This window comes from Phascolarctobacterium succinatutens (assembly GCF_023497905.1).
Lineage (GTDB): Bacteria > Bacillota > Negativicutes > Acidaminococcales > Acidaminococcaceae > Phascolarctobacterium_A > Phascolarctobacterium_A succinatutens.
Genome location: NZ_CP097284.1, coordinates 1,491,928 through 1,515,221, shown reverse-complemented (window position 1 = coordinate 1,515,221; position 23,294 = coordinate 1,491,928). Strand labels below are relative to the sequence as shown.

The following is a 23,294-nucleotide window of genomic DNA, read 5'->3' as shown; positions in this document are numbered from 1 at the left end:
CCTGTAATATACTCAAACTTCGCACACGGAAAACATCCCGTATGCCTTGATAAATCAGCTTGAACTGAATGTCGAAAGCCATTCACGCACACTTCTGTGCACGCAGACGACTCATCCAAAGAGCGGGCAGATCGTTCAGGAATCGTTCCAAGAGCGATTCGACCAGCAAGACTTCTGACGGATATTCTGCCCGAAGCTGCTCCGCAAACTCCTGCAACACGAGGCGAAGCGCTTCCATGTACTTCAAGTCCGGAAGCTCATCAAGCCCCAGATAGAAGAGCTCGCCGAGGCTTCGCCCATCCGTGTTCTCACGTTCCTCGACAGCCAGGAGCATATATCGTGTGCAGACGACGGCGACATGCGCCGTCATCGCATCGTAGGAGACGGAACGACAATCCTTGCCGAGCCGCAGGTAGGACTTGCACGCTTTGAAGAACACCTCGATGCCCCAGCGCTTCCCGTAGAGCTGGATGACTTCTTCCTCCGAAAGCGAGAGGTCTGTCGTGACGAGGACGAGATAATCCTTCCGCTTGTTGCGGTTCCGCACGAAGACCAATCGCACAGGCACGAGGGATTCTCCCTGTTTCGTCGCGACAGCATCGACGGACAGGAGGTAACGCGAGCGTCCGCGGCGTTTCTTGTGTTCCTTGTAGATGGCCTTGACGTTCGAGATCTTCCCTTCGCAGAGGTAGCGCACCTTCTTGCTCTTCTTTGCCATAGCGGTGACGTCATAGCCGAGGTCATGGATGGCTTTCAGCGACGACGGCGAGCAGAACCATGTGTCGAAGAGGACGTACTGCGCGGGGATTCCTGTCGCCTTGACCTCCTGCAACAAATTGAGGACGACGGCTGGCGCTTCCATCTGCGCGAGCTTGCGCTGCTTTCCGCCGTTGCTCCTGGCATCGACGGACGCGTCGGCCTCGTTGAGACGATTCTTTCCCTTCGATGTCGAAAGGAGGCAGAACGTGAGCGGCAGGAAGGTGTTCCCATCCGTCCAGCCAAGGACGAGCAGGCGGAAGCCCTTCGTATAACGGTGGCTCACATGGTCGTAGACGTTCGCCAAGAGTTCCACGCGCTTGGAGCGCGAGCGGCTGAAGAGCGAATCGTCGACGATGATAGCGCAACGACGTCCGGCGTCTGTCAACGGTTTGATGGTTTCGTTGATGATCCGCGCCGCAAGGAGCAGCGTGAACCTGCGCCAGTTCGTGTGACAGGAGTTCAAGAAGCGGTAGGCCGTGTCCTTGCCAAACGGCAGGGATTCCTCGTGAAGCCGGCGTTGCATGTAAAGCGAGCGGTTCTCGAAGATGATGCTGACGAGCACAAGGAACACCAGAATAGCGGAAAAGCCCTTGAGTTTGCATGCGTTGGCAGACCGCAAAATCTGGCCGATGCGATATTGGTGGAAGAACAGCGAAGTTTTCTTCGAAATGGATTCCATCTGATGGGTGGTTTGTGGTATAATTTGCATAGCATGAACCTCCGCTTTAGTATGTTTTGTTTCACATCTTAATTACTCAAACTTCGCACACGGAAAACATCCCGTATGCCTTGATAAATCAGCTTGAACTGAATGTCGAAAGCCATTCACGCACACTTCTGTGCACGCAGACGACTCATCCAAAGAGCGGGCAGATCGTTCAGGAATCGTTCCAAGAGCGATTCGACCAGCAAGACTTCTGACGGATATTCTGCCCGAAGCTGCTCCGCAAACTCCTGCAACACGAGGCGAAGCGCTTCCATGTACTTCAAGTCCGGAAGCTCATCAAGCCCCAGATAGAAGAGCTCGCCGAGGCTTCGCCCATCCGTGTTCTCACGTTCCTCGACAGCCAGGAGCATATATCGTGTGCAGACGACGGCGACATGCGCCGTCATCGCATCGTAGGAGACGGAACGACAATCCTTGCCGAGCCGCAGGTAGGACTTGCACGCTTTGAAGAACACCTCGATGCCCCAGCGCTTCCCGTAGAGCTGGATGACTTCTTCCTCCGAAAGCGAGAGGTCTGTCGTGACGAGGACGAGATAATCCTTCCGCTTGTTGCGGTTCCGCACGAAGACCAATCGCACAGGCACGAGGGATTCTCCCTGTTTCGTCGCGACAGCATCGACGGACAGGAGGTAACGCGAGCGTCCGCGGCGTTTCTTGTGTTCCTTGTAGATGGCCTTGACGTTCGAGATCTTCCCTTCGCAGGGGTAGCGCACCTTCTTGCTCTTCTTTGCCATAGCGGTGACGTCATAGCCGAGGTCATGGATGGCTTTCAGCGACGACGGCGAGCAGAACCATGTGTCGAAGAGGACGTACTGCGCGGGGATTCCTGTCGCCTTGACCTCCTGCAACAAATTGAGGACGACGGCTGGCGCTTCCATCTGCGCGAGCTTGCGCTGCTTTCCGCCGTTGCTTCTTGCATCGACGGATGCGCTGGCCTCATTGAGCCGGTTCTTTTCCTTCGAGGTTGAAAGAAGGCAGAACGTGAGTGGCAGGAACGTGTTCCCGTCCGTCCAGCCGAGGACGAGCAAGCGGAAGCCCTTCGTATAGCGGCGGCTCACATGGTCGTAGACGTTCGCCAAGAGTTCCACGCGCTTGGAACGCGAGCGGCTGAAGAGCGAATCGTCGACGACGATGGCACAACGCCGGCCGGCATCCGTCAGCGGCTTGATGGTTTCGTTGATGATCCGCGCCGCAAGAAGCAGCGTGAACTTGCGCCAGTTCGTGTGGCAGGAGTTCAAGAAGCGGTAAGCCGTGTCCTTGCCGAACGGCAGCGAATCCTCGTGAAGTCGGCGCTGCATATAGAGCGAGCGGTTCTCGAAGATGATGCTTACGAGCACGAGGAAAACGAGAATGGAGGAAAATCCTTTGAGCTTGCAAGCGTTGGCCGCGCGCAGAATCTGGCCGACATGATAACGACGGAAGAACGCCGAAGTTTTCTTCGAGATGGATTCCATCTGCTGGGTGGTTTGTGATATACTTTTCATAGCATGAGCCTCCGGTGCTTGGTATGTTTTTGAGCCAACATAATTATACCAAACTGGCAAGACTCATGCTATTTTTCTGTTTACAAAGCCTGGACTTTCAAGGGGTGCAGGGGATTTTTACCTGCGAAGTTTGAGTAATAACATCAAATAAATTCTCTTTAACGTCCGCCAGCATTTGCTTATAGGCATCACGGCCAGCAAGCTTGGTTCCGCTTTTGGCTTCGTCCTTGTAAATGTGGGTGACAAAATAATCTTTGCGCTTGCAGTATTCTCTGCAGGCCCGCACCTGTGCGTCAATGGATTCCTCGCGCTGATTATCGCTACTGTAACGCGCGTATATTACAGCCCGATCCATTACGCAGCCTCCTCATCGTTGATGGGGGGTTCAGACTCTAAAAGAAGCTTTAGTAAATATTTTGCTATTATTTCGTATTTTTCTTCCATCTTTTCACCTCTAAATATTAATAAAATACATTATATACAGTTAAAACTCGGTTAATTGGTAATGATCTTGCTCCCAATATTGAGTTACCCGGCCCTTGTACTCACTTGTAAGTTCGGTAAATTTTTTGATCGCGAGTGGTTTGTAAATTTTGTTTAATGACTGGCTCATCGTAATTAGCCGTTGCTTTTTTATTTGTTCAAGGTAGACTTTTATGTCTTTTTTTGAAATGTGCTTGATTTCAAGGGGTTTGGCTGCATAATTTGCTTTGGTAATGATGGCTTCTTTGTTTTCCAACATTCTTAGGTGTACATAAGGGGTGTAAGGGAGGTTGGCAGTCCTCTTGAAGATTTCAGTCCAGTATTCAACTTTTAAGTGTTCTTCAACTACTTCTTTAAAAAATATTATTACATGCATATGGTTGTGCGTATTCATTTCGTTGTATTCATCCTGATTAGTATATTTAGGGTGTATATAATACACATAACCAATTATATTGGGCTTAATAGCTTTGCACTTAACAATTTTACTCCATGCAGTTTTGAGAGTTTTAATGTCTTTTCTGATATGATCGACACTGTTATTGCGTAGGGTAAGTTCCAGGGATATCGTGATTAAGTTTGAGTTGTAGCGGGTAAGAGTATCGACTATCGTACTCATTTTATGACTGTGCTGAGAGCGTTGCATATCCCCGCAGATAGGGCAATAACGTTTTTGACACATCCGGATGTCACTTACCTTTTTGTAGTCCTCAAAAAGGGCATAAGTAATGAATGAAGAACAGTTTTTTAAGGATAAAGCTTCTTTTTCCAGTCCCATATGTCTGAGATGTTCTGCAAGTTCATTGCACTGCCTCTTTTTGTAATTTGCAGTTTCGTTAATTGTGATATTCGTAGTCATTTGTGCCTCCTTATTATTATTTTTGTTTAATAATAATCTTTGGCAAGTTAAGAAACCGTTAAGTAAACTGTGCTTTTAGAGGGGTTTTTCAGCAATAAAACGAGATTTCACAAATATATCACAATTTAGCATTTGATGGCAGGGTTATTTTTTTGTATATATCCCTGTACGGGGGGTTATTTTTGCATTAACCCGATAAGTAGTGAGAGTGTGGGAGATTTGTGAGGACTCCATATCTATAAAATCTTCCTTTCCAATCCTTAAGAAAGAGAATAAAACACCGTTAGGAACATCCTCAATTCTATATTTTGGTTCTTGGATATGATAATCCAGATGATTATAAGCGTTAATTTGCTGTATAATTTTGGCTTTCGTTGCATCGGTTGCTTTTTTTAGTTGAAAGACCTTGACATATACTCTTATGTCCAAATCCACACATTTTACGATTATTCCTTGGCACGTAGGGATGAATATTACCAAAAACGATACAGGAAGCTTTAGCATTTTTTTACCCTCCGTCTGTACCGCCCAAGCGTGGCTCTACTGATGCCTGTCATTGTTTCAACTTCTTTATATGAGTGGTTTGTAAGGAGATCTAGGGCCAAATTAATTTTTTCTTTGGGTAGAGGTGGTCGCCCTTCTCGGAAGCCAGCTTTGGTCCTGGCAACTTCCTTGCCTGCTTGTGTTCTTTCAAGGATCATATTTCTCTCTAGTTCAGCTACGGCAAGTAGGGTAGTGATGAAGAAGTTGCCCATTGAAGTATTCTCTAATAAGCCAATATTTAGCACGTGTACTTTAACTTCTTTTTTAAATAGAGCACGAATGAGTTCAATACCTTCCGTAACATTTCTTGCAAGCCTATCGAGTTTTGTAACCATTAGCGTGTCACCAGGTTGCAGTGAATCAATTAGTGCTTGAAGTTTTGGCCTGCTTGTTGTCTTGCCTGTAAATTGCTCAGCGGTTATGCTTATGGCACCATTGGCGGTTAATGTTGTCGTTTGTTCTTCTAAAGAATTACCATGAAGTTGTTTCTTGCTCGATACTCGAGCGTAACCATAGATCATTTTGTTTATTCTCCTCTTATATGTAAATCGTTTTGATTGTAAGTTTTGAGCACGCTTAACCCCGCATCATATCGTTGTGAGGCAGGCGTGCTCATTAGTCTTGAGTTTTGACTTTTTCTAGGTGACCGTGAAGTAGTTCGTGACAGTCCTTATGAATCATAACAAGGGCAGAAATGCAGTCTTCGGACTTGCAGGGATATTTATAGTAGCATACCGCGCAATTGGGCACTTGGATTTGGATGGCGCCGTCGGGTTGCGGCGAATATATGTGGATTAGTGGACCATTAAATGTGCAGCTATTGTCGTAGCTGTTATGATGGATTGCTGTACCCACATTTATATTTAGCATCCTTTTACCGCAATATGGACAGATACCATGTTGCCTTTCGTAGATTAACTTGCGCACAAAGTTGTTCCGTGTTATTTTCATATTTTTCTTATAACCTTCGAGGCGGCCATCGGCCGTGAAAATTGCTTTTGCTTGGCAGTAGCTAATCGTTGGATTTGTTGGTTTTGGTAGTTGATAATTGTTTTTCATTTTCTTGGCTCCTTTGTTTGTTAGTTTTTGCGTTTCTTAACACACAAAACGAGCCGCTGACATGTAGAAAGCGACTCGTTTTGCGTGAACTTTTTTATTTTTTACTTCCTATATTTATTATATATATGGATAACTCGGCGTTTTTTTTGTTGACGAGAGAGTTGACGTATCAGTAAAGCCGGAGTAAGGCATGAGGGCTTACTCCGGCTGCAATTGTTTCCCTTCTCGATTAAGGCAAAAAGTATTGCCGTGGGCATACATAGAGTTAATAATGCTTAAGGTTGTATTCTGCTCTTCCCATAGGATGGTATGTTTTTTGTTCTCACAGTCTGTTTGCCGTTTTCCGGAGAAAAAACTGATTCTATTTCTTTTTATTCTAAATTGCAATAAGAAGTTGCACACTTTTTGAAAATTAAGATGCATAGATCTTATCCAACTCAAAGTCAAACAGTTCATCTGGAGTTTTATATCCCAGAATCTTCCTTGGAAGTGAATTACACCAATCAGCGATAAACATAATATCTTCGTAGCTATAATTGTCCATCCTCTTTCTTTTTCGGATGAATCTTCTGAGCAAACCATTATGGCGCTCATTACTGCCTCTTTCCCAAGAACTGTAAGGATGTGCGAAGTATATTTTTATAGAAGTGTCATTCTCTATTTGCGAGAGTTCTGCAAACTCGCTTCCATTATCGCTAGTAATTGTCTTAAACACCTGACTGAATTTAGTACCATAGTATTCCTTTAGGTAAGCAATGCCTTCGTTAACAGCAAAGGATGTTTTACTAGTTATTTTCAGTGCGATATACTTGCGTGTTATACGTTCCACAAGAGTCAACACCACGTTGTCACTCTTGCTTTTACTTCCTATAACAGTATCTATTTCCCAATGACCGAATTCATTGCGTTCATCCACATTAGAATCCCTCTCGTCTATGCTGCGACCCATATGCTTCAGATTTTTCTTTATGCTGCGGGTTGTTTTACGTCTTCTTACCTTTAATGGAAGGTCAATGTTGCGCAATCTAAGCAGCATGGAATCTACATAGTTATAGAGAGTCTTTACGCACACAATTTCTTTGAGAGGAAATAGATGATTGTCTAGGGCATAGCCATGGCAGGCATCCAAAGACCAGTGTTCTTGCAATACTTTTCGAACAGTCCAAGTAACAAAATTACTTGTAAGAAATCTTTTAGACTTGCAAATACTGTTGCTATGGCTAGCAATATAGGCACGTTGAGCACGAGCAGCTCCATATCTACCGGTATGAGGATGAGCACCACGCTTGAGTTCATTCCTGATAGTATTTGGAGCACAGTTAAAATACTTTGCCAGCTGACGAAGAGAATACTGTTTAGAGCTGTCAGACAGAATTCCTTGTAATTCCCTGCGGTCTCCTAAAGAAAAGTGTTTACCTTTTTGATGATTTGTGATATCTTTGGTGTAGTCCATTGTGATTACTCCTTAGTTAGTTTTTGTGTAGAAACTTAATCTTAACACAAAGGTATCACAATGGACTATTTTTATTCAATTTTTCAGGTGTGCAATTTCATTATACAATGAGCCACTTTTAACTTTTTTACTTTAAAAATGCTTTAAAAATCACTCTGTTTTTTGAGAAGAAAGACAGATTTTGTCCATTTGTTATGATAAAATATAGACACGATGATGTTTTGTAAAGGTAACACTGCACTGTTTTCACAGTTTTTTAGGTTGCGTTTGCTTTTGCAAGGGTATGCATTTAGCTTATATGTGTAAGATTGGCGAAGGATGTGAGTGTTGTGGCCTATAGCGAGCTTGTAAAGAACCTTGACAATATCAGAATGGTGATGCGGGACTTTTATGTGTATGGTTTTAAGAGCAAGGCTGATTTTAATGACAGAAGTGCTCGTAGCCACGACAATGACCGTCGTCGCATTGAAAGCTGGCTGGCGGACTATATGTGCTTTCGCCAAAATGCTAAGGGCAGGCGTCGCTTTATTGCTGTGGACAGCCGCAAGATTAAGCACAATCCATTTTACAAGGCTTGGAAGGCAAAAACCTTTACTGCGAAGGATATCATGCTGCACTTTTATCTTTTGGATATGTTGCAGGAAGGGGTCAGCATGAGTTTAAATGAGCTGGTGGAGCGTCTAGATCAGGATTATTTAAGCCATTTTGCTGATGCAGGAACCATAGATGCTTCTACTGTGCGCAAGAAACTGGCCGAATATGTACAGCTGGGCCTTATTGTGGCTGCAAAGCAGGGGCGTGAGCTGTTCTATAGCCGCAGTAAGGATGCAGTGAATTTGGAGCGTTGGCATGAAACGGTCAGTTTTTTTGCAGAAAGTTCTCCTGTGGGCGTCGTGGGCAGCTTCTTGGAGGATAAATATAGTGAGGAAGTAAATATTTTTAGCTATAAGCATCACTATCTCTTGCAGGCCTTGGAAAGCGATGTGCTTTTGGACTTACTGGATGCGATGCAAAAAAAGCAGACTGTTAGGCTTGCCAGCTGCACTGATGGTGGTAAGCATATCAGTATGCGTGTTCTGCCTTTAAAGATTTATGTCAGCACGCAAAGCGGTCGCCGTTATGTAATGGGCTGGTTTTTTAAGGCGAAAAGAATAATTTTCTGCCGCCTGGACAATTTAGAGCAGGTACTGGAGCCCAAGGATTTGCCAGATTTCGACAAATTTTTGGCTTAGGCGGAGGAAATGGAGCAGCATCTGTGGGGTGTTTCTGTGAACATTCCATTAGGAGAAGGAAAGAGCAGCCTCGATCATGTTGAGCTTGTTGTGCGTGCAGGTGAAGAGGAACCCTATATTTTGCAGTGTCTGGAAAGGGAAAAGCGCTGCGGCAAGGTTACAAAGTTAGCTGAGGGACGCTATCAATTTACTGCCGACGTGAGAGATGCGGGGGAGATGCTCCCCTGGATGCGCACTTTTATTGGCAGGATTGAAAGCTTTACTTGCAGTAATAATAAGATAGAGGAGCGTTTTTGGCAGGATTTAGATGACGTGTATGCTATGTATGGCTTGAGCAAGGCAGGTGGCGGGCATGAGTGATATTTTTAGCGAAGTATATGGTACATACTATATAAACCGTACCCTTTGTCAAGGACATTTTTAAGAGAAAGAGAGAAGCAGCAGTTCCTGCCGGAACCGCTGCTTCTTAGTTTTTATTAAAATATCCTCAATGGGTAAAGGCCTGTTTTTACATACTCATAATACTCGTTTGGGGATAGCTTGGCTAACTTCCACTGGTACCTATCGTTATTGTAGTAATCCATCCACCTATCTATTTCAGCTCTTAAGGCCTCAAAGTCTTTGCATTTAGATATATGTATTTCGTCCTTCATGTGTCCATAAAAGCTCTCTTGTGGTGCGTTATCCCAACAATTTCCTCTTCTTGACATGGATTGCCTAAGATTAGCATCATGGACTAACTGCATAAATTTATAACTTGTATAGTGTGAACCCTGGTCGGAATGAATTATAGTTTCACTAGAGATTTCATTACCATGCTTTGCTAGTACCATATTAACAGTTTCCAACACAAAATCTATTGCCAGAGAATCACTCAGACAATATCCTAATACTTGCATTGTATAGGAGTCTAGAATTGTAGATAAATAACAGTATTTATCATTTAATGGTATGTAAGTTATATCTGTTAACAATACTTTTCTAGGTCCATGTTCTTTAAATTCCCGGTTCAAAAGATTAGGAGCAACCTTATTGGTTCTCAAAGCTCTTACCATTTGCCTGTATGGATTTGGCTTTCTAATTGGGCATCTCAAATTGTACTTTACCATTAGCCGCCTTATCTTTTTAAGATTCATCAGCACTGGCTTCTCCAAATGTAACAACCTCATATGGATGCCGCGAATGCCTTTGTCATAGCCCTTAAATTTATATGCCTCAAGAATTTTACTAAAATCTGCTCTATCCTTCTGTTCATGTTCATTACGGGAATCCATATTGCTTAACCAATTATAGTATCCAGATCTAGTAACATGAGCGAGTTTACATAAATGGGACACTTTCAATTGATTATCTGGCTTAGATACTAAATCATGAATCAATTGAAATTTTCTATTCGACAACCCAAGAGATATTTCACGTGCTAGTCTGATTTGTCCAAAGAGCACAGCTTTTTTAAGAAATCTACCTCCTGTCTAAGATATGAGAGTTCGTACTGCATAGATGCTATCGCTGCCTCGAATGGCAAATCGCTATAATTTTTATTCTTAGGTGGAGGCTTTACTTCACCACCAACTCCCTGAGTGAGAGGTTTTCCAGATTCCATTGCCTTCTTTAGCTTAAAAGTGAAGTTGTTTATTCTGTAAGCACCTAAAATATTAGGGTCATATCCTAACTCCTTAAAAATAGACACTGGTGAAAAACCTTGAAGGTAAAGTTTCCAAAATTTCTCCTTAAACTCTACCGTCAATAATAACATGTTATAAGTTACTCTGTAGGTGTATGGATTCTTACGTAACAGCTCCATTTCCTCTTCAGTAAAGCGCTTTACAGCCATTTTGAGCACCTCCGCCTTTTATCCATAGTATAACATACAGTTTGGGAAAAAGTCGCTCAAAAACGATTTAAGACCAAGGAAAAGAAAAAAGTGTCCATTTTTAGGGATTGACCAAAAGAAAGCTGTCCAATTCTAGTATTTTTCTTGAAAACTGTCCAAAGTAACTCTCTTTTCGTTCTCTCTTAGTGTCCAGATTTAAACAATAAGTTAAAGGGACACTTAAGTCATAAATGCAAATATAATTCATGTAGACTATGTTGCTTTAATGCCCATATCGCTTTCTATACTACCTACCAAACTGTCCATGACTATGGGTACATTATAATAATATAGTGGCTGATATTTTAGGCAAAGCTGCAAGCGACGGATTAACTCTGGAGCAGCTGAAAAGAATCGTATACAAAGATGGCTATGAGGAAAGTGCACTAGAGCTTCTGCCCGCTTTGACGGATGAAAGGTGGCTGCTTTTGACTAAGGAGATCAAGACTCCTTTAATCCACAAGCCATCTATGCCTTTGACTCTTCTTCAAAAAAAGTGGCTTAAAGCACTATTACTTGATGAAAGGGTGCGCTTATTTTTTACCGATGATGAACTAGCCAATGAAGAGAAGGCACTTGAGGATGTGGAGCCTTTGTATAGACCGGAGCAGTTCGTATTTTTTGACCGTTTTGTAGATGGAGACGATTATAAAAGCGTAAGGTACCGGGAAAACTTCCGCCAGATTTTACAGGCTGTCAAAGACCATCTTGCTATCGATGCATCCTACCGCACCAATAAGGATAATGTCATTGTATGGACTAATTTAGTGCCCATGGCTTTGGAATACTCTGCCAAGGATGATAAGTTCCGTTTGCAGGGGATGGCAGGGTCTAGGCATGTTACTTTAAACTTGGGCAAGATTATTACGGTGGAGCTGGGTGAGCCTTTGGCCGAGGAGCTTCCTTTAGTTTCTGTGTCTCAGGAAAAGCTGGTGCTTGAGCTTGTGGACGAGCGCCACACCATGATGCGGGCCCTGATGCATTTTTCCGACTTGGCAAAGGAAACGGAAAAGCTTGATGACACGCATTATCTGCTTACTGTATATTATGATAAAAACGATGAGACGGAGATGGTGTACCGGGTGTTGAGCTTTGGGCCTACTATGAAGGTTAGAGAACCCGAATGCTTTGTTGAGCTTCTTAAAGAGAGATTGCAGGAGCAGCTGGGGATTCGAAGTACAAACTAAAGAGGGCTAGCAAGCATTCTAACGTAAAAAATGATAAAATAACATAATCATGTTACTATGATAAATAGAATGTTAGAAGATAGAGTGCATAGGTAATGTTGACTCTGGGTACAATTTTAGTGCGCAACTTTTTTTCCATGATTAAATCTCATTACTATGGTATTATTTAGTCAGCAAAGAGATAAATGATTAAATGAGTGTCATGAGATGAGGTGTTAGCATGAATTTAAAGAAAGCATTTCAGTACCAAAGATTGATTAGATGTATTCAACAAGAGATTGTTAATGACGCCATGGATGATGAGAAGTTTGAAGTGGTAGAGGAAAACCACAAACGCTCCGAACTCAACTTTTACTTTAATGATGCCAATAAAACCTATAGCGATGAGCTAAAGGTCAGAAAGAGCAAGAATGTGCGTGGCTATGATTTTGCCAGACTGCTTGCTGTTTACGAGTATTTGACCAGCTGCAGAGTTAAGCTTGCGACCGCTATTTCCCAAGTGAAGGATGGAATGCAGATTGGCGATGAGGGACTAAGCTATGACGCAGCGGTGCTGAAGGCCAGCGATTTGCGTGATTTGGTGGTGCAGTGCCAGGCCTTGGGGCGGAAGGTTGAGGAGGAATACAATAATACTGCCAGCCTGAACTTTACTCAGGGCACCGAAAAGGTGCTGGCTGCCTATACGATTACCGTAACCCACCGACCGGATATGGATGTGGTGACTAAGGCCCGTGCTGCTTATGAGAAGCTAAAGGAAGAAGCCAATGATTTGAGTGATGCCATTGAGGCGGCAGCATTGACTTCGCGGATTCCCAAGGAAGCTGAGCCGGCTTTTCCTGTAACTGCTGACCTCGATTATGTGTATAAGCATTTGGAGGAATACGTCGCTTAATTAATTGCTTAATAGGGTGAACAATATTGTTAGCGACTTGTTAGATGGACGGGATATCTTCAAGATACTTGTATCGAAAACAATGTTATCTACTTGATGAAATCTTTTTCATCCATGCAATAAAAAGGAGTATAAACGTCAGTGAAGAGGGATGGGGGATAAAGATCGCAACCTCGTAAGTCCGAATGCGGATGCTCTCAAAGCAATACTCAAGAAAACCGCTAACAACAACAAACGCCAACAGCTAACTGCGATAACACGCTAACACGTTTATCTTGGTCAGTTCTAGCGGTGCTAATGAATATGTAGTAGCCTTGTTAATAAAAAGGGCGGCCTACGGCTTAGCCAAAGGTCGCTCTTTCATAAAATGGAGGATATAAGATGGAAAAATTTATTGCCTATGAAAAGCTATCTAAAAAGGAACAGAAGAAGCTCAATTCCGCTAAGCGTGGTAGCTGGGGCTTAGTGAAGCCTATTACCAAGGTAAAAGAATCTGCGAAGATTTATAATCGCAAAAAGAAGCAGGATTTTAGAAGCTTTGCTAGTTTCCAAAGTCCTGCTTTTTGCTTTTGATGGGTAGAATTTTTCTATGAAGATATGTGATAATTTGTACTAGGATGGTGATAATAGATGGGAAGAAGTTTAATAGAATGGAGCAGGCTCCTTGCTATGGTACTTAGACACAAACCTGATGCTGTGGGGATTAAGCTTGATACTCATGGCTGGGCAGAGGTCAGCGCTATTGTAAGTGCCTTTAGTAAAATGGGTACGTTTACTGTGGCTATGCTAAATGAAATTGTGAGGGATGACGAGAAAAAGCGTTATTCATTTAGTGCGGATGGTACAAAAATCAGGGCTAATCAAGGTCATTCAGTGAAGGTAGATGTGGAGCTTAAGGAAGCTGTGCCGCCTGAAGTGCTTTACCATGGTACTGGTAGGAAATATGTGGAAAGCATTAATAAGGAAGGACTTTTACCACGGCAGAGACTTTATGTGCATTTATCAGGTGATGTAGAAACTGCATTAAAGGTCGGCAAGCGGCATGGAGAGCCTTTTATATACAAAATTTTAGCCGGTAAAATGGTTGATGCAGGCTATAAATTCTACCTATCAGAAAATGGAGTGTGGCTTACAAAAGCCGTGCCAGTAAAGTTTTTACGTAGTTACGAGGAATAAAAGTTTTGTTTTATATTGGAAGTGAATAGATTATGCGAGTTTTATTACTTATGCGAGGTGTGCCAGGCTGCGGCAAGAGCACATTTATAAAAGAGAAGGGACTTGAGCCTTATGTGCTGAGCGCCGATGCACTGCGTTTATTATATGCTTCTCCTGTAATGGATAAAATGGGCAAGTGGTGCATTAGCCAGCGCAATGATAAGCTTGTCTGGCCAATGCTGCTAAAGGCTTTGGAAGAAAGAATGAAGAGGGGCTGCTTTACGGTTGTGGATGCTACCAATATCCGGGGACGTGATTTAAGCAATTATAAAAAGCTGGCTCAGGAATGATATGTACCCCCAATACTGGACACCCAGTATTGGGGGTATTTTAATGAAATACAGCTATAAGTTCAAAAGACAGTGTGTAGAATTATATCGACAAGGTAAATGGCCTGAAACGCCTAAAGATATAACAGAAAAAAATTTCCACAATACAATCCGAGTTTGGGTTCGGATAGAAGATAAATGTGGTCCAGAAGCATTAAGACATAAAAATCAGAGAAAAACTTGGTCAGCAGAAGAGAAATATGAACTTGTAGCCAAAGTATTAGCTGGTGCGTCAAATAAGGAAACAGCTATTTCTGCAGGAATTAACGCTGGACTCTTGTATCAGTGGGTTAGATGCTATAAAATTAAAGGGTATCAGGGATTGGTCGCACAACGAAAAGGACGACCACCCAAGGAGCCTGAAATGAAGAAAAAAATAGAGCCGGCAGAACTTACTCCATCAGAACGAGAAGAAATGATTCTGCTCAGAGCAGAAAATGAGCGCTTGAGAGCGGAGATTGCTATTGTAAAAAAAGAGATTGCCTTGAGAGAAGAGAGATGCGCAGCGCAACTCAAGGCGAAAAAGCTGCGCTCGTCCAAAAACTGCGTGAAGAAGGTTACAAACTGAATTATTTGCTGGATGCGATTGGACTGTCGCGTTCAACGTACTATTACGAGCTTAGCAAGACAGATAAAGTTAGCGAACGAAATGCCGACTTATCATCCGAAATTATTGTTATCTTCAACGAGAACAAAAAGCGATATGGTGTAAGGCGCGTACATAAGGAGCTTCTGAATCGAGGTTTTCGAGTAAATCACAAGCGTGTCCAACGAATCATGAATCAGCTTACCTTGTTTGGAAAATGTCCCAAGGAAAAATACCACTCCTATAAAGGCGATGTTGGCAAAGTTGCTGATAATATCATCAATCGAGATTTCAATACCGAAAAACCTTTGCAAAAGTGGACAACCGATGTATCGCAGTTCAATCTGCCTTGGGGCAAATGTTATCTTTCTCCGATTTTGGATATGAACAGCAATGAAATAATCTCTTACAATCTTTCTCTACATCCAGATATGGCGCAAATAAAGGACATGCTGAAAAAGGCATTTAAAGGTTTTCCTTCTGTAAAAGGTCTTATTATGCACTCAGATCAAGGATGGCAATATCAGCATGCATTTTATAGGAATGAATTGCAAAAGCACGGAATCATTCAATCAATGTCTAGGAAAGGTAACTGCTATGACAACTGTATTATGGAAACTTTCTTTGGCAGATTAAAAAACGAGATGTTCTACGGATTTGAAAAAGATTACCCTTCGTTTGAATCTTTTTCAAACGCTATAGCTGAGTACATCGATTATTATAACAACAAAAGAATTCAAGCTAAAACAAAATGGATGCCTCCCTCTAAATTCAGAGAAGCATCCATGATGTAAATATAATTATTCAAATTTTTAGCGGTGTCCAGAAAACTGGGTACATATCAGAATATAAGTATAGAGTATATGTGGTTGATTTTACGGATCTGCCTATCGCTGAGGCAAAAAGACGTAACCTCCTGCGTGAAGAGTATAAACAGGTGCCGGACTACGTTATTGAGAGGATGTACGCGCAGCTAGAGGATAATAAAGTGCCAGCAGGTATTACTGTAATTAAGCCTGATGAAATCGGCAAAGTCTGGTATGTGCCTAAGGACCTTTCTCAATACAAAAAGATTGTGCATATTGGTGATATCCATGGATGTTATAAGCCTTTGGCGGAGTATCTTGGAGAAATTGATCCTGAAAATTACTATATCTTTCTTGGTGATTACCTTGATCGCGGCAGTGAGAATGCTCAGGTTATGGAGCTGATGCTGAAGCTAGCTAGCATGGAAAACGTAACTGTGCTTGAAGGTAATCACGAGATAAATCTGCGTGATTATGGATTAGCGGATGGAGCTGGCTCCCGCGAATTTCGCCTGCAGACGGCAGAGGAGCTGGCTAAGGCGGGACTAACGCGCAAGGCTGTGTATGGATTTTATCGTAAGCTTGGGCAGTGCTTCTTATATACATATCATGGTAAAAAGGTACTGGCTACTCATGGAGGCTTAGCCAAAATGCCGGAAAATATTACGCTTGTTGCTACAGCTGAGATGCTCTATGGCACGGGCGAATATGAGGACGGGCTGGATGTGGATATAAATTTTGCGAAGCTCGCTCAAGAAAATGAGTATCAGGTCCATGGTCACCGTAATTACGAGGGCGTACCCGTGCAGGTCAATGAGCATTGTTTTAATCTAGATGGCGGAGTGGAGCTGGGTGGTCAGCTCAGAGCTTTGGAGCTGATTGAGGAAGGCTTTACGACCATTACCATTGGTAATGCTTTGGAATATACCCCTAGGGTTAAGCCAAATAAAGATGATTCTGCAAAAAAGAATCCTAAAACCATACATGAGCTTTTAGAATCCTTCAACGCTAATCCTTATATCAAAGAACGTAGCTTTGGCAATATTTCTTCCTTTAACTTTAGCCGTGAAGCCTTTTATAATAAGGCTTGGGATGATATTACCTGTAGGGCCAGGGGCTTATTTATTGATAGGGCACAAGAAAGAATCGTAGCCCGTAGCTACGATAAATTCTTTAATCTGGAGGAGCGACCGGAAACAAGGCTGAAGGCATTGCGAGATAATCTTGTGTTTCCAGTGCAGGCTTATGTAAAGGTTAATGGTTTTTTGGGAATTGTGGGCTATGACCAGACTAAAAAGAAGATGATTATTACGTCCAAAGGTGATATGCTGGGGCTTTATTCTAATATTTTCTATAATACCTTGGCTCAGCAGCTGAAGGAGAAGATGCCTGTTTTGGAAGCTTTTGTCCGTGATAACAACTGCTCTGTAATTTTTGAGTGTATTGAGCCGTTCAAGGATCCCCATATTATTGAATACGATAGGCCTCATGTGGTACTTTTGGAAATCATCGAGAATGATATGACCTTTAAGCATCGATCCTATGATGAGCTTTGCGCTTTGGCAGAACAGTTGGGAGTGGAAGTAAAGAAGCTGGCCTTTACTCTTAATTCTTGGGATGAGTTATATAAATGGCTCAAGGAGAGCATGAAGATCGATTATCTTTATGAAGGCAAGCATATCGAAGGCTTTGTCATCGAGGACGAGAATCATTTTATGACAAAAATTAAGCTTTCTTACTACTCTAAATGGAAAAAGCTACGTCAGGTTGCGGATACAACGCTGCGTCATGGGGCAATCAAGGCCAAATGGCAGCTTGGTGATGAGGAAAGCAAGGAGTTTTATGAGTGGCTGCGAGAGAAGGTTTATCCACTGCGTCAAAGTGATGGCACTTATTCCTTTGCAACGGATATAATCGCTTTGAGAAATAGGTTTTTTGAGGATAAATTATAGGGAGATGTAAAAATGGCTGAAGACAGAATTGGCAAGGATAGGCTGCTGGAAATGTATGCTAGGCTGGCTGAGGGCAAGGTGCTCTATAAATTGGAGGAAGCGGAGCATTACAAATGTTCTTTGCGCTCTATTCAGCGTGATATTGAGGATTTGCGGGCATTTTTTCATAACCAGAGTGATGCTAGTGGAGTAGTGCAGGAATTAGTTTATGATAAAAAGCATAATGCCTATAAGCTTGTGCCACCCTTAAGAAACGTGCTGAGTAATAAAGAGGTTTTTGCAGTTTTGAAAATATTGCTGGAAAGCAGGTCTCTTTCTAAAGCTGAGCTGGACCCGATTTTGGATAAGCTCATCGATTGCTGCGTGCCCAAGGAGTGCAAGAGCTATGTTAATGGCTTGATTAGTAATGAGCGCTTTCATTATGTGCCACCTCGTCATAACAAAGAGGTGTTAGAGACCATGTGGCGCTTGGGCGAGGCCTTAAGGGAGCATAAGGAGGTAGAGATTGACTACCGCAAGCCTGCTGATGGAAGCCTTGTGCATAGGGTGCTGCGCCCAGCCGGAGTCATGTTTTCGGAGTTTTATTTTTACTTGGCTGGGTTTATTGTACCTCAGAAGGAAGAGAAAATTGAGTTCGAGGTTGAAAATGACCCGTTTCCTACTATTTATAGGATAGATAGAATTGAGAGCCTCAAGGTTACAGATAGGCATTATAATGTGCCCTACGAGAGTAGATTTGAGGAGGGCGAGTTCCGTAAGCGGGTGCAGTTTATGTATGGTGGCAGGCTGCAGAAGCTAAAATTTTATTATAAGGGGCCTAATCCAGAGCCAGTATTGGACAGACTGCCCACCGCAGAGATTATTGACCATAATGAGAAGGGTTATTTGCTCACCGCTGAGGTTTTTGGAAGCGGCATAGATATTTGGCTGAGAAGTTATGGTGAGTTAGTAGAAGTGGTTCAATAAGAGTAGAGTGTGTAATAATATAGAATAGATTCCATAATAATAAGGAAATTTTTGTTGAAAGCGGTGTTCATAAGTGATTTTTAGTGTATAATATTTTTAGTGTGAGCGGTACTGCTGTGGTTGTGGAATAAGGTAAAGGCGGCTTTGTTATAGAGCATGATTATTGGTTTGCAAATGGAGGTGCGTACAATGAAGTTTTCAACCAAAATTTTACTGATGGTAACACTGTTGATAACCATGGTACCTGTCATGTGCTCAGCAGGAGCAGTGACAGTAGATTCCTTACCAGACATCAAAATTCAGTATGTTGATTCTTTTCCAGGAGTGAGGTAACATGTTATATCCGCTTTTAGTGTAGCGGCTTTTAGAGGAAAGCTATAGCTTGGTTGAAAAGCAGTAAATAAAAGCACTTCGAAAAACTGTAGTTTTAATTCGGATAAAAACGACTCGGAAAAAACCGAATTAAATTATTAAATATAAATGTAAAAGGATGATGTTTAAATGGGTAAATATTTAGTTATTGCTGCGCTTGCGGTTGCAGGCCTGTTCATTTTTGGTTTTGGTGGCGGTAAAAGCAGTTTGGTTAGCTATGAGGAGCTGCAGGCTAAACTAGCTAAGAAAGAAAATTTTGTACTTTTGGATGTGCGTACTCCGGAAGAATTTGCCGAAGGACATATTGGAGGGTCGGTGCTTTTGCCTTACGATCAGGTGGAGCAAAAGGCAGCTAGCTTATTGCCCGATAAAGATAAACCCATTATTGTATATTGTCGTAGCGGTCGCCGTAGCGCCATTGCAGCAGTTACTTTGCGTGGTTTGGGCTATAAGGATGTAAAGGACTTTGGCGGTATTTCTCGTTGGCAGGGGGAACTGGAAAGGTGAGGACAAGTGTATTTAAAGCATATTATCAGTGAAGCTGAAAAATGGATGGCTGCATACTCTAGCTCATTTCATAACGAAGATAAGGAGGCTATGTGGGGCATCGGTCTTAAAGAAGCACATATTGGCTTCGTGCGTCGCAACTGTAAGGAGTTGGCCCAATGGCTAAAGCTCACCGAGCACGATGTTTTGCTTGCTGAGCTGATAGGGCTTTTACATGATATGGGCAGGTTTCGCCAGTGGAGTGTGTACCGTACATTTCGAGATAATCTGAGCGAGGATCATGCTGAGCTGGGACTGAAGGTAATTCAGGAGCAGTCACTGTATAAGGAACTGGATAGCGAGGACAGGAGTATTTTGTTGTTCGCTATCAGCAATCACAATAAAAAGTTTATAGCTCAGGCTCCCAGTGAACGTCATCTGCTTTTTGCCAAGATTATTCGTGATGCCGATAAGCTAGACATTTACAGAGTAAATATTGAGTATGTATGCGTGCCTCCGGAAGGAGTTTTTACACCTGTATGCAAGCATAATTTCCTTAAGGCAGAACAGATTAATGGCGGTGACATGCAGACTGTTGATGACCGTAAGCTGCTTTATCTTGTTTGGGTATACGACTTGTATTTTCCCTGGACCATGAAAAAGATTGTAGAAAAGGGCTATTTGGATAGAGTTATCGCTACTTTGCCTCGTGACACAGAGGTTGAACAGGCGGTAGAACGGTTAAGAAAGTTTATAAATAGTGAGATAAAATGCTAATGGAAAAGTTTTCTATAGATGGTATTCCTGCGGTGCTGTGGGGAGTGCCTTCTGATAAAATTTATATTTATGTACATGGCAAGCAGGGGTATAAAGAATATGCTGAAGCTTTTGCCAAAGTGGCCGAGACCAAGGGCTATCAAATCTTGAGCTTTGATTTGCCAAGGCATGGCGAGAGAAAGGATGGACCAGAGCCTTGTGATGTTTGGCAGGGGATAAAGGATTTGGAGAAGATAGCTGACTTTACTTTCGGAAAATGGACGGAGGTAAATTTTTTCGCCTGCAGCCTTGGCGCCTTCTTTGCCCTTCATGGCTATGCTGACAAGCCTTTTAAGAAATGTCTGTTGCAATCACCTATTATTGACATGCATTGGCTGATAAGGCAGATGATGCTTTGGTTTGATGTTTCAGAGGCTAGGTTGGAGCAGGAAAAGAAGGTGGCTACACCTTTTGAAACCTTGGATTGGGATTATTATCAGTATGTGCTGCAGCATCCCATAAATAAATGGGCCTTTCGTACGGAGATATTGTATGCGGGCAAGGATAATTTGCAGCCGTTGGAGGTAATGGAAGCTTTTGCCAAGGGTTTCGGTGCTGGTTTAACCGTTTCTCCCGATAGTGAGCATCCCTTTATGGGGCCGGAAGATGAAGCCATTGTGGAGAAGTGGCTAACGAGAGTAATATAAAAAAGCGTATCTCATTGTCCTGGCTCGCCTCCGCGGCACCAACATAAATTATGTTGGAACAATATATAGAATGAAAATGCTGATTGAACTTGCGGAAGTCAATCAGTTTTTTTGTGTTTAAAAATTTAAATGCTCATTGTATAATGATAATCTGTTTAAAGTTTTTCGTGCCAACAAAAAAAGCAGCTATTACACATGCAAGGATGACGTATAATAAGTTGCGCAAATTCAATTTAAAAAGATAGACATAGAGACTACCTATGCTTACAATTAAGTTACCACACAAAACATGAAAGAAGGTAGAATCTATGTCTGGTAACATTATACAATTAAACGAGCAATTTATCCACAACGAATTGAAAACTATTGTAAAAAATAGTGTAGAAGAAACTCTCAATGCTCTTTTGGATGCAGAAGCTGACAAACTTGTACAAGCTGAACGCTACGCACGTGAGCAAACAAGAAAAGGTTATCGCGCCGGTCATTACGAAAGATCATTCTCTACTCAAGCTGGTGACGTTACTTTAAAAGTGCCTAAATTAAAAGGTCTTACTTTTGAGTCTGCTATTATTCAGCGCTACCAAAGACGTGAATGCTCCGTAGAAGAAGCCTTGGTAGAAATGTATCTTGCCGGCGTTTCTATGCGTCGTGTTGAAAGTATTACAGAGATTCTCTGGGGACAGAAGGTTTCAGCCGGAACCATTAGCAATCTGAATCAAAAATGCTTTGCTCAAATTGAAGAATGGCGCTCCAGGAAGCTTACAGAAAAGTACCCCTATGTCTTTGTAGACGGTATTTTTCTAAAAAGATGTTGGGGAGGCTCCTTTGAAAACGCCTCTGTATTAGTTGCTATTGGCGTCACAGAAGACGGATACAGAGAAGTTATAGGTACAGCCGAGGGCCTCAAAGAAGATACTGAAAGCTGGAAAAATTTCTTTGTATGGCTGAAAAGCCGTGGCTTAGATGGCGTTAAACTTATAATTGGCGATAAAAATTTAGGCATGGTAGAAAGCATAGGTGAAGTGTTTCCAAATGTCAGATACCAACGCTGCACGGTGCATATGTACCGTAATATATTCTCTGTAGTACCACGTAAAACTGTCAAGGAAGTTGCCAAGATGCTCAAAGCAATTCATGCTCAGGAGAATAAAGCAGCAGCTAAAGAAAAGGCAAAATCAGTAATTTCCAGATTACGTGAGATGAAACTTAACAAGGCTGCAGACAAACTAGAAAATGGTTTAGAGGAAACCTTGACCTATATGGATTTTCCGTCAGAGCATTGGCTACGTATACGTACCAATAACATTATTGAACGTGTAAACAGAGAAATAAAGCGTCGCACAAGAGTGATTGGCACGTTTCCTGATGGTGAATCAGCATTGATGCTTGTATGTGCAAGATTGCGTTATATAGCCAGCAATGATTGGGGCAAAAAACGTTACTTGAACATGAAACATCTAACAGATATGCTTGCCGAAGAACTGTATTGTGAAGCAAAAATATCTTAAAAACAGCTAACTTAATAAGCAAAGGTATCTAAAGCAGAAGCTAATTGATATTTAACGGTGAAGTGCACTAACCGTTAAACTTATATACTAAACTTCTGCTAGGATGTCTGAAGAAATTTGCGCAAAACTATTGACAGTACCCAATTTATTCGGTGTAATGCGTAAGGCTAAGCTGATTAAACCGGTTATCAATATCGGTGCGCGGAAGCTTGAAGAAAATCCGTACCGAATGGGACAGAGAATTGCGCTGCGTAGTCAGGACATGACTGCTGCAAGATTGACTTTTCTTATGCTGCGTGCGCAGAAACTTTTGCTCCCTGATTATGATTTTTATTATAGATGTGAAAGAAAGGTAGGATAAATAAGTTTACAATAAGAAAAGGCTGACGCTTCGCATTTACGCAAGGCGTCAGCCTTTTTGCACAAAAACACTTTAATGTTTAGCCTTATATGCTTCGCCCCATGTGCACATGCAGTCAAGGATTGGCTTCAAGCTTAGGCCGAGCTCAGTCAGCGAATACTCTACCTTCGGCGGCACTTCAGCGTAGACCTGGCGATGGACAAGGCCACTTTCCTCCATGGCACGCAGCTGCTCAATGCGTATTACAATAAAAGCATCACGAAACATACTATAGCTTGGAGGTACTTATAATGAAAAAAGTAGTAGAATTTCTGAATGCTAACCCTGTGCAATATCTGGCCACCGTTGGTCGCGATGGCAAGGCAAAATGCCGCCCCTTTATGTTTGCTGGCTTGCTTGACGGGAAGCTGTGGTTTTGCACTAATAGCCAAAAGGATGTCTACAAGGATATGCTGAAAAATCCGGAAGTTGAGCTTTCCGTGTCCAGTCCGGAGTATGCATGGATTCGTTTGCATGGCAAGGCTGTTTTTGAAAACAATATGCCAGCCAAGGAAATGTGCCTGCAGAATCCCATTGTAAAAAGTCAATATGGTGAAGCCACCAATCCCATCTTTGAGGTGTTATATCTGGAAAACGCTCACAGGATTATTGCTGACTTCTCAGGAAATCCCCCCTACGAATTCTAAAAAATAATGCAGC

At 42.5% G+C, this 23,294-nt stretch carries 26 protein-coding genes and 1 pseudogene; 16 read left to right on the top strand and 11 right to left on the bottom strand.

Going from position 1 to position 23,294, the window contains the following annotated elements; all coding sequences use genetic code 11:
• Nucleotides 1–82 precede the first annotated feature (82 nt).
• The 8 genes from M5E81_RS07200 to M5E81_RS07165 all read right to left on the bottom strand — a co-directional run bounded on the left by M5E81_RS07200 (nt 83) and on the right by M5E81_RS07165 (nt 7,367).
• On the bottom strand, nt 83–1,468 hold the full coding sequence (locus M5E81_RS07200; protein WP_249747153.1) for an IS4 family transposase: 1,386 nt from the start codon (nt 1,466–1,468) through the stop codon (nt 83–85).
• 116 nt (nt 1,469–1,584) lie between these two features.
• Nucleotides 1,585–2,970 carry an IS4 family transposase gene (locus M5E81_RS07195; RefSeq protein WP_249747014.1) on the bottom strand — a complete coding sequence of 462 codons (1,386 nt, stop codon included), beginning with the start codon at nt 2,968–2,970 and terminating at the stop codon, nt 1,585–1,587.
• Between the two features lie 97 nt (nt 2,971–3,067).
• Complete coding sequence (locus M5E81_RS07190; RefSeq protein ID WP_249747152.1) at nt 3,068–3,325, bottom strand: recombinase family protein; 258 nt, start codon at nt 3,323–3,325, stop codon at nt 3,068–3,070.
• A 129-nt stretch (nt 3,326–3,454) separates the two neighbouring features.
• Nucleotides 3,455–4,312, bottom strand: coding sequence for a protein rep (locus M5E81_RS07185; protein WP_249747151.1), 858 nt, complete (start codon nt 4,310–4,312; stop codon nt 3,455–3,457).
• 144 nt (nt 4,313–4,456) lie between these two features.
• Nucleotides 4,457–4,816 (bottom strand): hypothetical protein, encoded by a 360-nt coding sequence (locus M5E81_RS07180; protein ID WP_009144749.1) that lies wholly within the window; start codon nt 4,814–4,816, stop codon nt 4,457–4,459.
• A complete protein-coding gene (locus M5E81_RS07175; RefSeq protein WP_249747150.1) occupies nt 4,810–5,376 on the bottom strand; it encodes a recombinase family protein in 567 nt (188 codons plus the stop codon). Before M5E81_RS07175 ends, M5E81_RS07180 begins: the two co-directional genes overlap by 7 nt.
• A gap of 94 nt (nt 5,377–5,470) precedes the next feature.
• Nucleotides 5,471–5,914 carry a hypothetical protein gene (locus M5E81_RS07170; protein WP_009144747.1) on the bottom strand — a complete coding sequence of 148 codons (444 nt, stop codon included), beginning with the start codon at nt 5,912–5,914 and terminating at the stop codon, nt 5,471–5,473.
• A 412-nt stretch (nt 5,915–6,326) separates the two neighbouring features.
• Complete coding sequence (locus M5E81_RS07165) at nt 6,327–7,367, bottom strand: IS30 family transposase (RefSeq protein ID WP_249747149.1); 1,041 nt, start codon at nt 7,365–7,367, stop codon at nt 6,327–6,329.
• A 329-nt stretch (nt 7,368–7,696) separates the two neighbouring features.
• Here M5E81_RS07165 and M5E81_RS07160 point away from each other — a divergent pair, with 329 nt between their 5' ends.
• On the top strand, nt 7,697–8,599 hold the full coding sequence (locus tag M5E81_RS07160) for a hypothetical protein (protein WP_249747148.1): 903 nt from the start codon (nt 7,697–7,699) through the stop codon (nt 8,597–8,599).
• Between the two features lie 9 nt (nt 8,600–8,608).
• A complete protein-coding gene (locus tag M5E81_RS07155; protein WP_249747147.1) occupies nt 8,609–8,959 on the top strand; it encodes a hypothetical protein in 351 nt (116 codons plus the stop codon).
• A gap of 116 nt (nt 8,960–9,075) precedes the next feature.
• Here the strand turns inward: M5E81_RS07155 and M5E81_RS07150 are convergent, their stop codons facing one another.
• Both M5E81_RS07150 and M5E81_RS07145 read right to left on the bottom strand, forming a co-directional pair.
• Complete coding sequence (locus M5E81_RS07150) at nt 9,076–10,044, bottom strand: IS3 family transposase (RefSeq protein ID WP_050787068.1); 969 nt, start codon at nt 10,042–10,044, stop codon at nt 9,076–9,078.
• Nucleotides 10,020–10,433, bottom strand: coding sequence for an HTH domain-containing protein (locus tag M5E81_RS07145; RefSeq protein ID WP_009144403.1), 414 nt, complete (start codon nt 10,431–10,433; stop codon nt 10,020–10,022). Before M5E81_RS07145 ends, M5E81_RS07150 begins: the two co-directional genes overlap by 25 nt.
• 332 nt (nt 10,434–10,765) lie before the next feature.
• On the opposite strand from M5E81_RS07145, the gene M5E81_RS07140 reads away from it, so the two are divergent.
• From M5E81_RS07140 to M5E81_RS07080, 13 genes are all read left to right on the top strand, one after another.
• Complete coding sequence (locus M5E81_RS07140; RefSeq protein WP_249747146.1) at nt 10,766–11,659, top strand: WYL domain-containing protein; 894 nt, start codon at nt 10,766–10,768, stop codon at nt 11,657–11,659.
• A gap of 220 nt (nt 11,660–11,879) precedes the next feature.
• On the top strand, nt 11,880–12,551 hold the full coding sequence (locus M5E81_RS07135; protein WP_249747145.1) for a hypothetical protein: 672 nt from the start codon (nt 11,880–11,882) through the stop codon (nt 12,549–12,551).
• A gap of 381 nt (nt 12,552–12,932) precedes the next feature.
• Nucleotides 12,933–13,124: a hypothetical protein gene (locus tag M5E81_RS07130; protein WP_249747144.1), complete on the top strand. Its 192-nt coding sequence runs from the start codon at nt 12,933–12,935 to the stop codon at nt 13,122–13,124.
• A gap of 57 nt (nt 13,125–13,181) precedes the next feature.
• Entirely contained in the window at nt 13,182–13,727 is a 546-nt protein-coding gene (locus M5E81_RS07125) for an RNA 2'-phosphotransferase (protein WP_249747143.1), read from the top strand.
• Between the two features lie 32 nt (nt 13,728–13,759).
• Nucleotides 13,760–14,056 (top strand): AAA family ATPase, encoded by a 297-nt coding sequence (locus tag M5E81_RS07120; RefSeq protein ID WP_249747142.1) that lies wholly within the window; start codon nt 13,760–13,762, stop codon nt 14,054–14,056.
• A gap of 43 nt (nt 14,057–14,099) precedes the next feature.
• Nucleotides 14,100–14,663 (top strand): transposase, encoded by a 564-nt coding sequence (locus M5E81_RS07115; protein WP_249747006.1) that lies wholly within the window; start codon nt 14,100–14,102, stop codon nt 14,661–14,663.
• Nucleotides 14,594–15,475 carry an IS3 family transposase gene (locus M5E81_RS07110; RefSeq protein ID WP_249747005.1) on the top strand — a complete coding sequence of 294 codons (882 nt, stop codon included), beginning with the start codon at nt 14,594–14,596 and terminating at the stop codon, nt 15,473–15,475. Before M5E81_RS07115 ends, M5E81_RS07110 begins: the two co-directional genes overlap by 70 nt.
• Before the next feature lie 71 nt (nt 15,476–15,546).
• Nucleotides 15,547–17,439 (top strand): RNA ligase, encoded by a 1,893-nt coding sequence (locus M5E81_RS07105; RefSeq protein ID WP_249747141.1) that lies wholly within the window; start codon nt 15,547–15,549, stop codon nt 17,437–17,439.
• Between the two features lie 12 nt (nt 17,440–17,451).
• Entirely contained in the window at nt 17,452–18,405 is a 954-nt protein-coding gene (locus M5E81_RS07100) for a helix-turn-helix transcriptional regulator (protein WP_249747140.1), read from the top strand.
• A gap of 501 nt (nt 18,406–18,906) precedes the next feature.
• The gene (locus M5E81_RS07095; RefSeq protein ID WP_249747139.1) at nt 18,907–19,284 is read left to right on the top strand and encodes a rhodanese-like domain-containing protein; all 378 of its coding nucleotides are present in this window, start codon (nt 18,907–18,909) and stop codon (nt 19,282–19,284) included.
• A 6-nt stretch (nt 19,285–19,290) separates the two neighbouring features.
• Nucleotides 19,291–20,040 (top strand): HD domain-containing protein, encoded by a 750-nt coding sequence (locus M5E81_RS07090; RefSeq protein ID WP_249747138.1) that lies wholly within the window; start codon nt 19,291–19,293, stop codon nt 20,038–20,040.
• A complete protein-coding gene (locus M5E81_RS07085; RefSeq protein WP_249747137.1) occupies nt 20,040–20,726 on the top strand; it encodes an alpha/beta hydrolase in 687 nt (228 codons plus the stop codon). Before M5E81_RS07090 ends, M5E81_RS07085 begins: the two co-directional genes overlap by 1 nt.
• A gap of 308 nt (nt 20,727–21,034) precedes the next feature.
• Complete coding sequence (locus M5E81_RS07080) at nt 21,035–22,234, top strand: IS256 family transposase (RefSeq protein ID WP_249747136.1); 1,200 nt, start codon at nt 21,035–21,037, stop codon at nt 22,232–22,234.
• A gap of 433 nt (nt 22,235–22,667) precedes the next feature.
• On the opposite strand, the pseudogene M5E81_RS07075 reads toward M5E81_RS07080, so the two are convergent.
• Nucleotides 22,668–22,826: pseudogene (locus tag M5E81_RS07075) on the bottom strand (winged helix-turn-helix transcriptional regulator); the annotation flags it as partial.
• A gap of 59 nt (nt 22,827–22,885) precedes the next feature.
• Between M5E81_RS07075 and M5E81_RS07070 the strand changes: the two are divergent.
• A complete protein-coding gene (locus tag M5E81_RS07070) occupies nt 22,886–23,281 on the top strand; it encodes a pyridoxamine 5'-phosphate oxidase family protein (RefSeq protein WP_249747135.1) in 396 nt (131 codons plus the stop codon).
• Nucleotides 23,282–23,294: the final 13 nt, after the last annotated feature.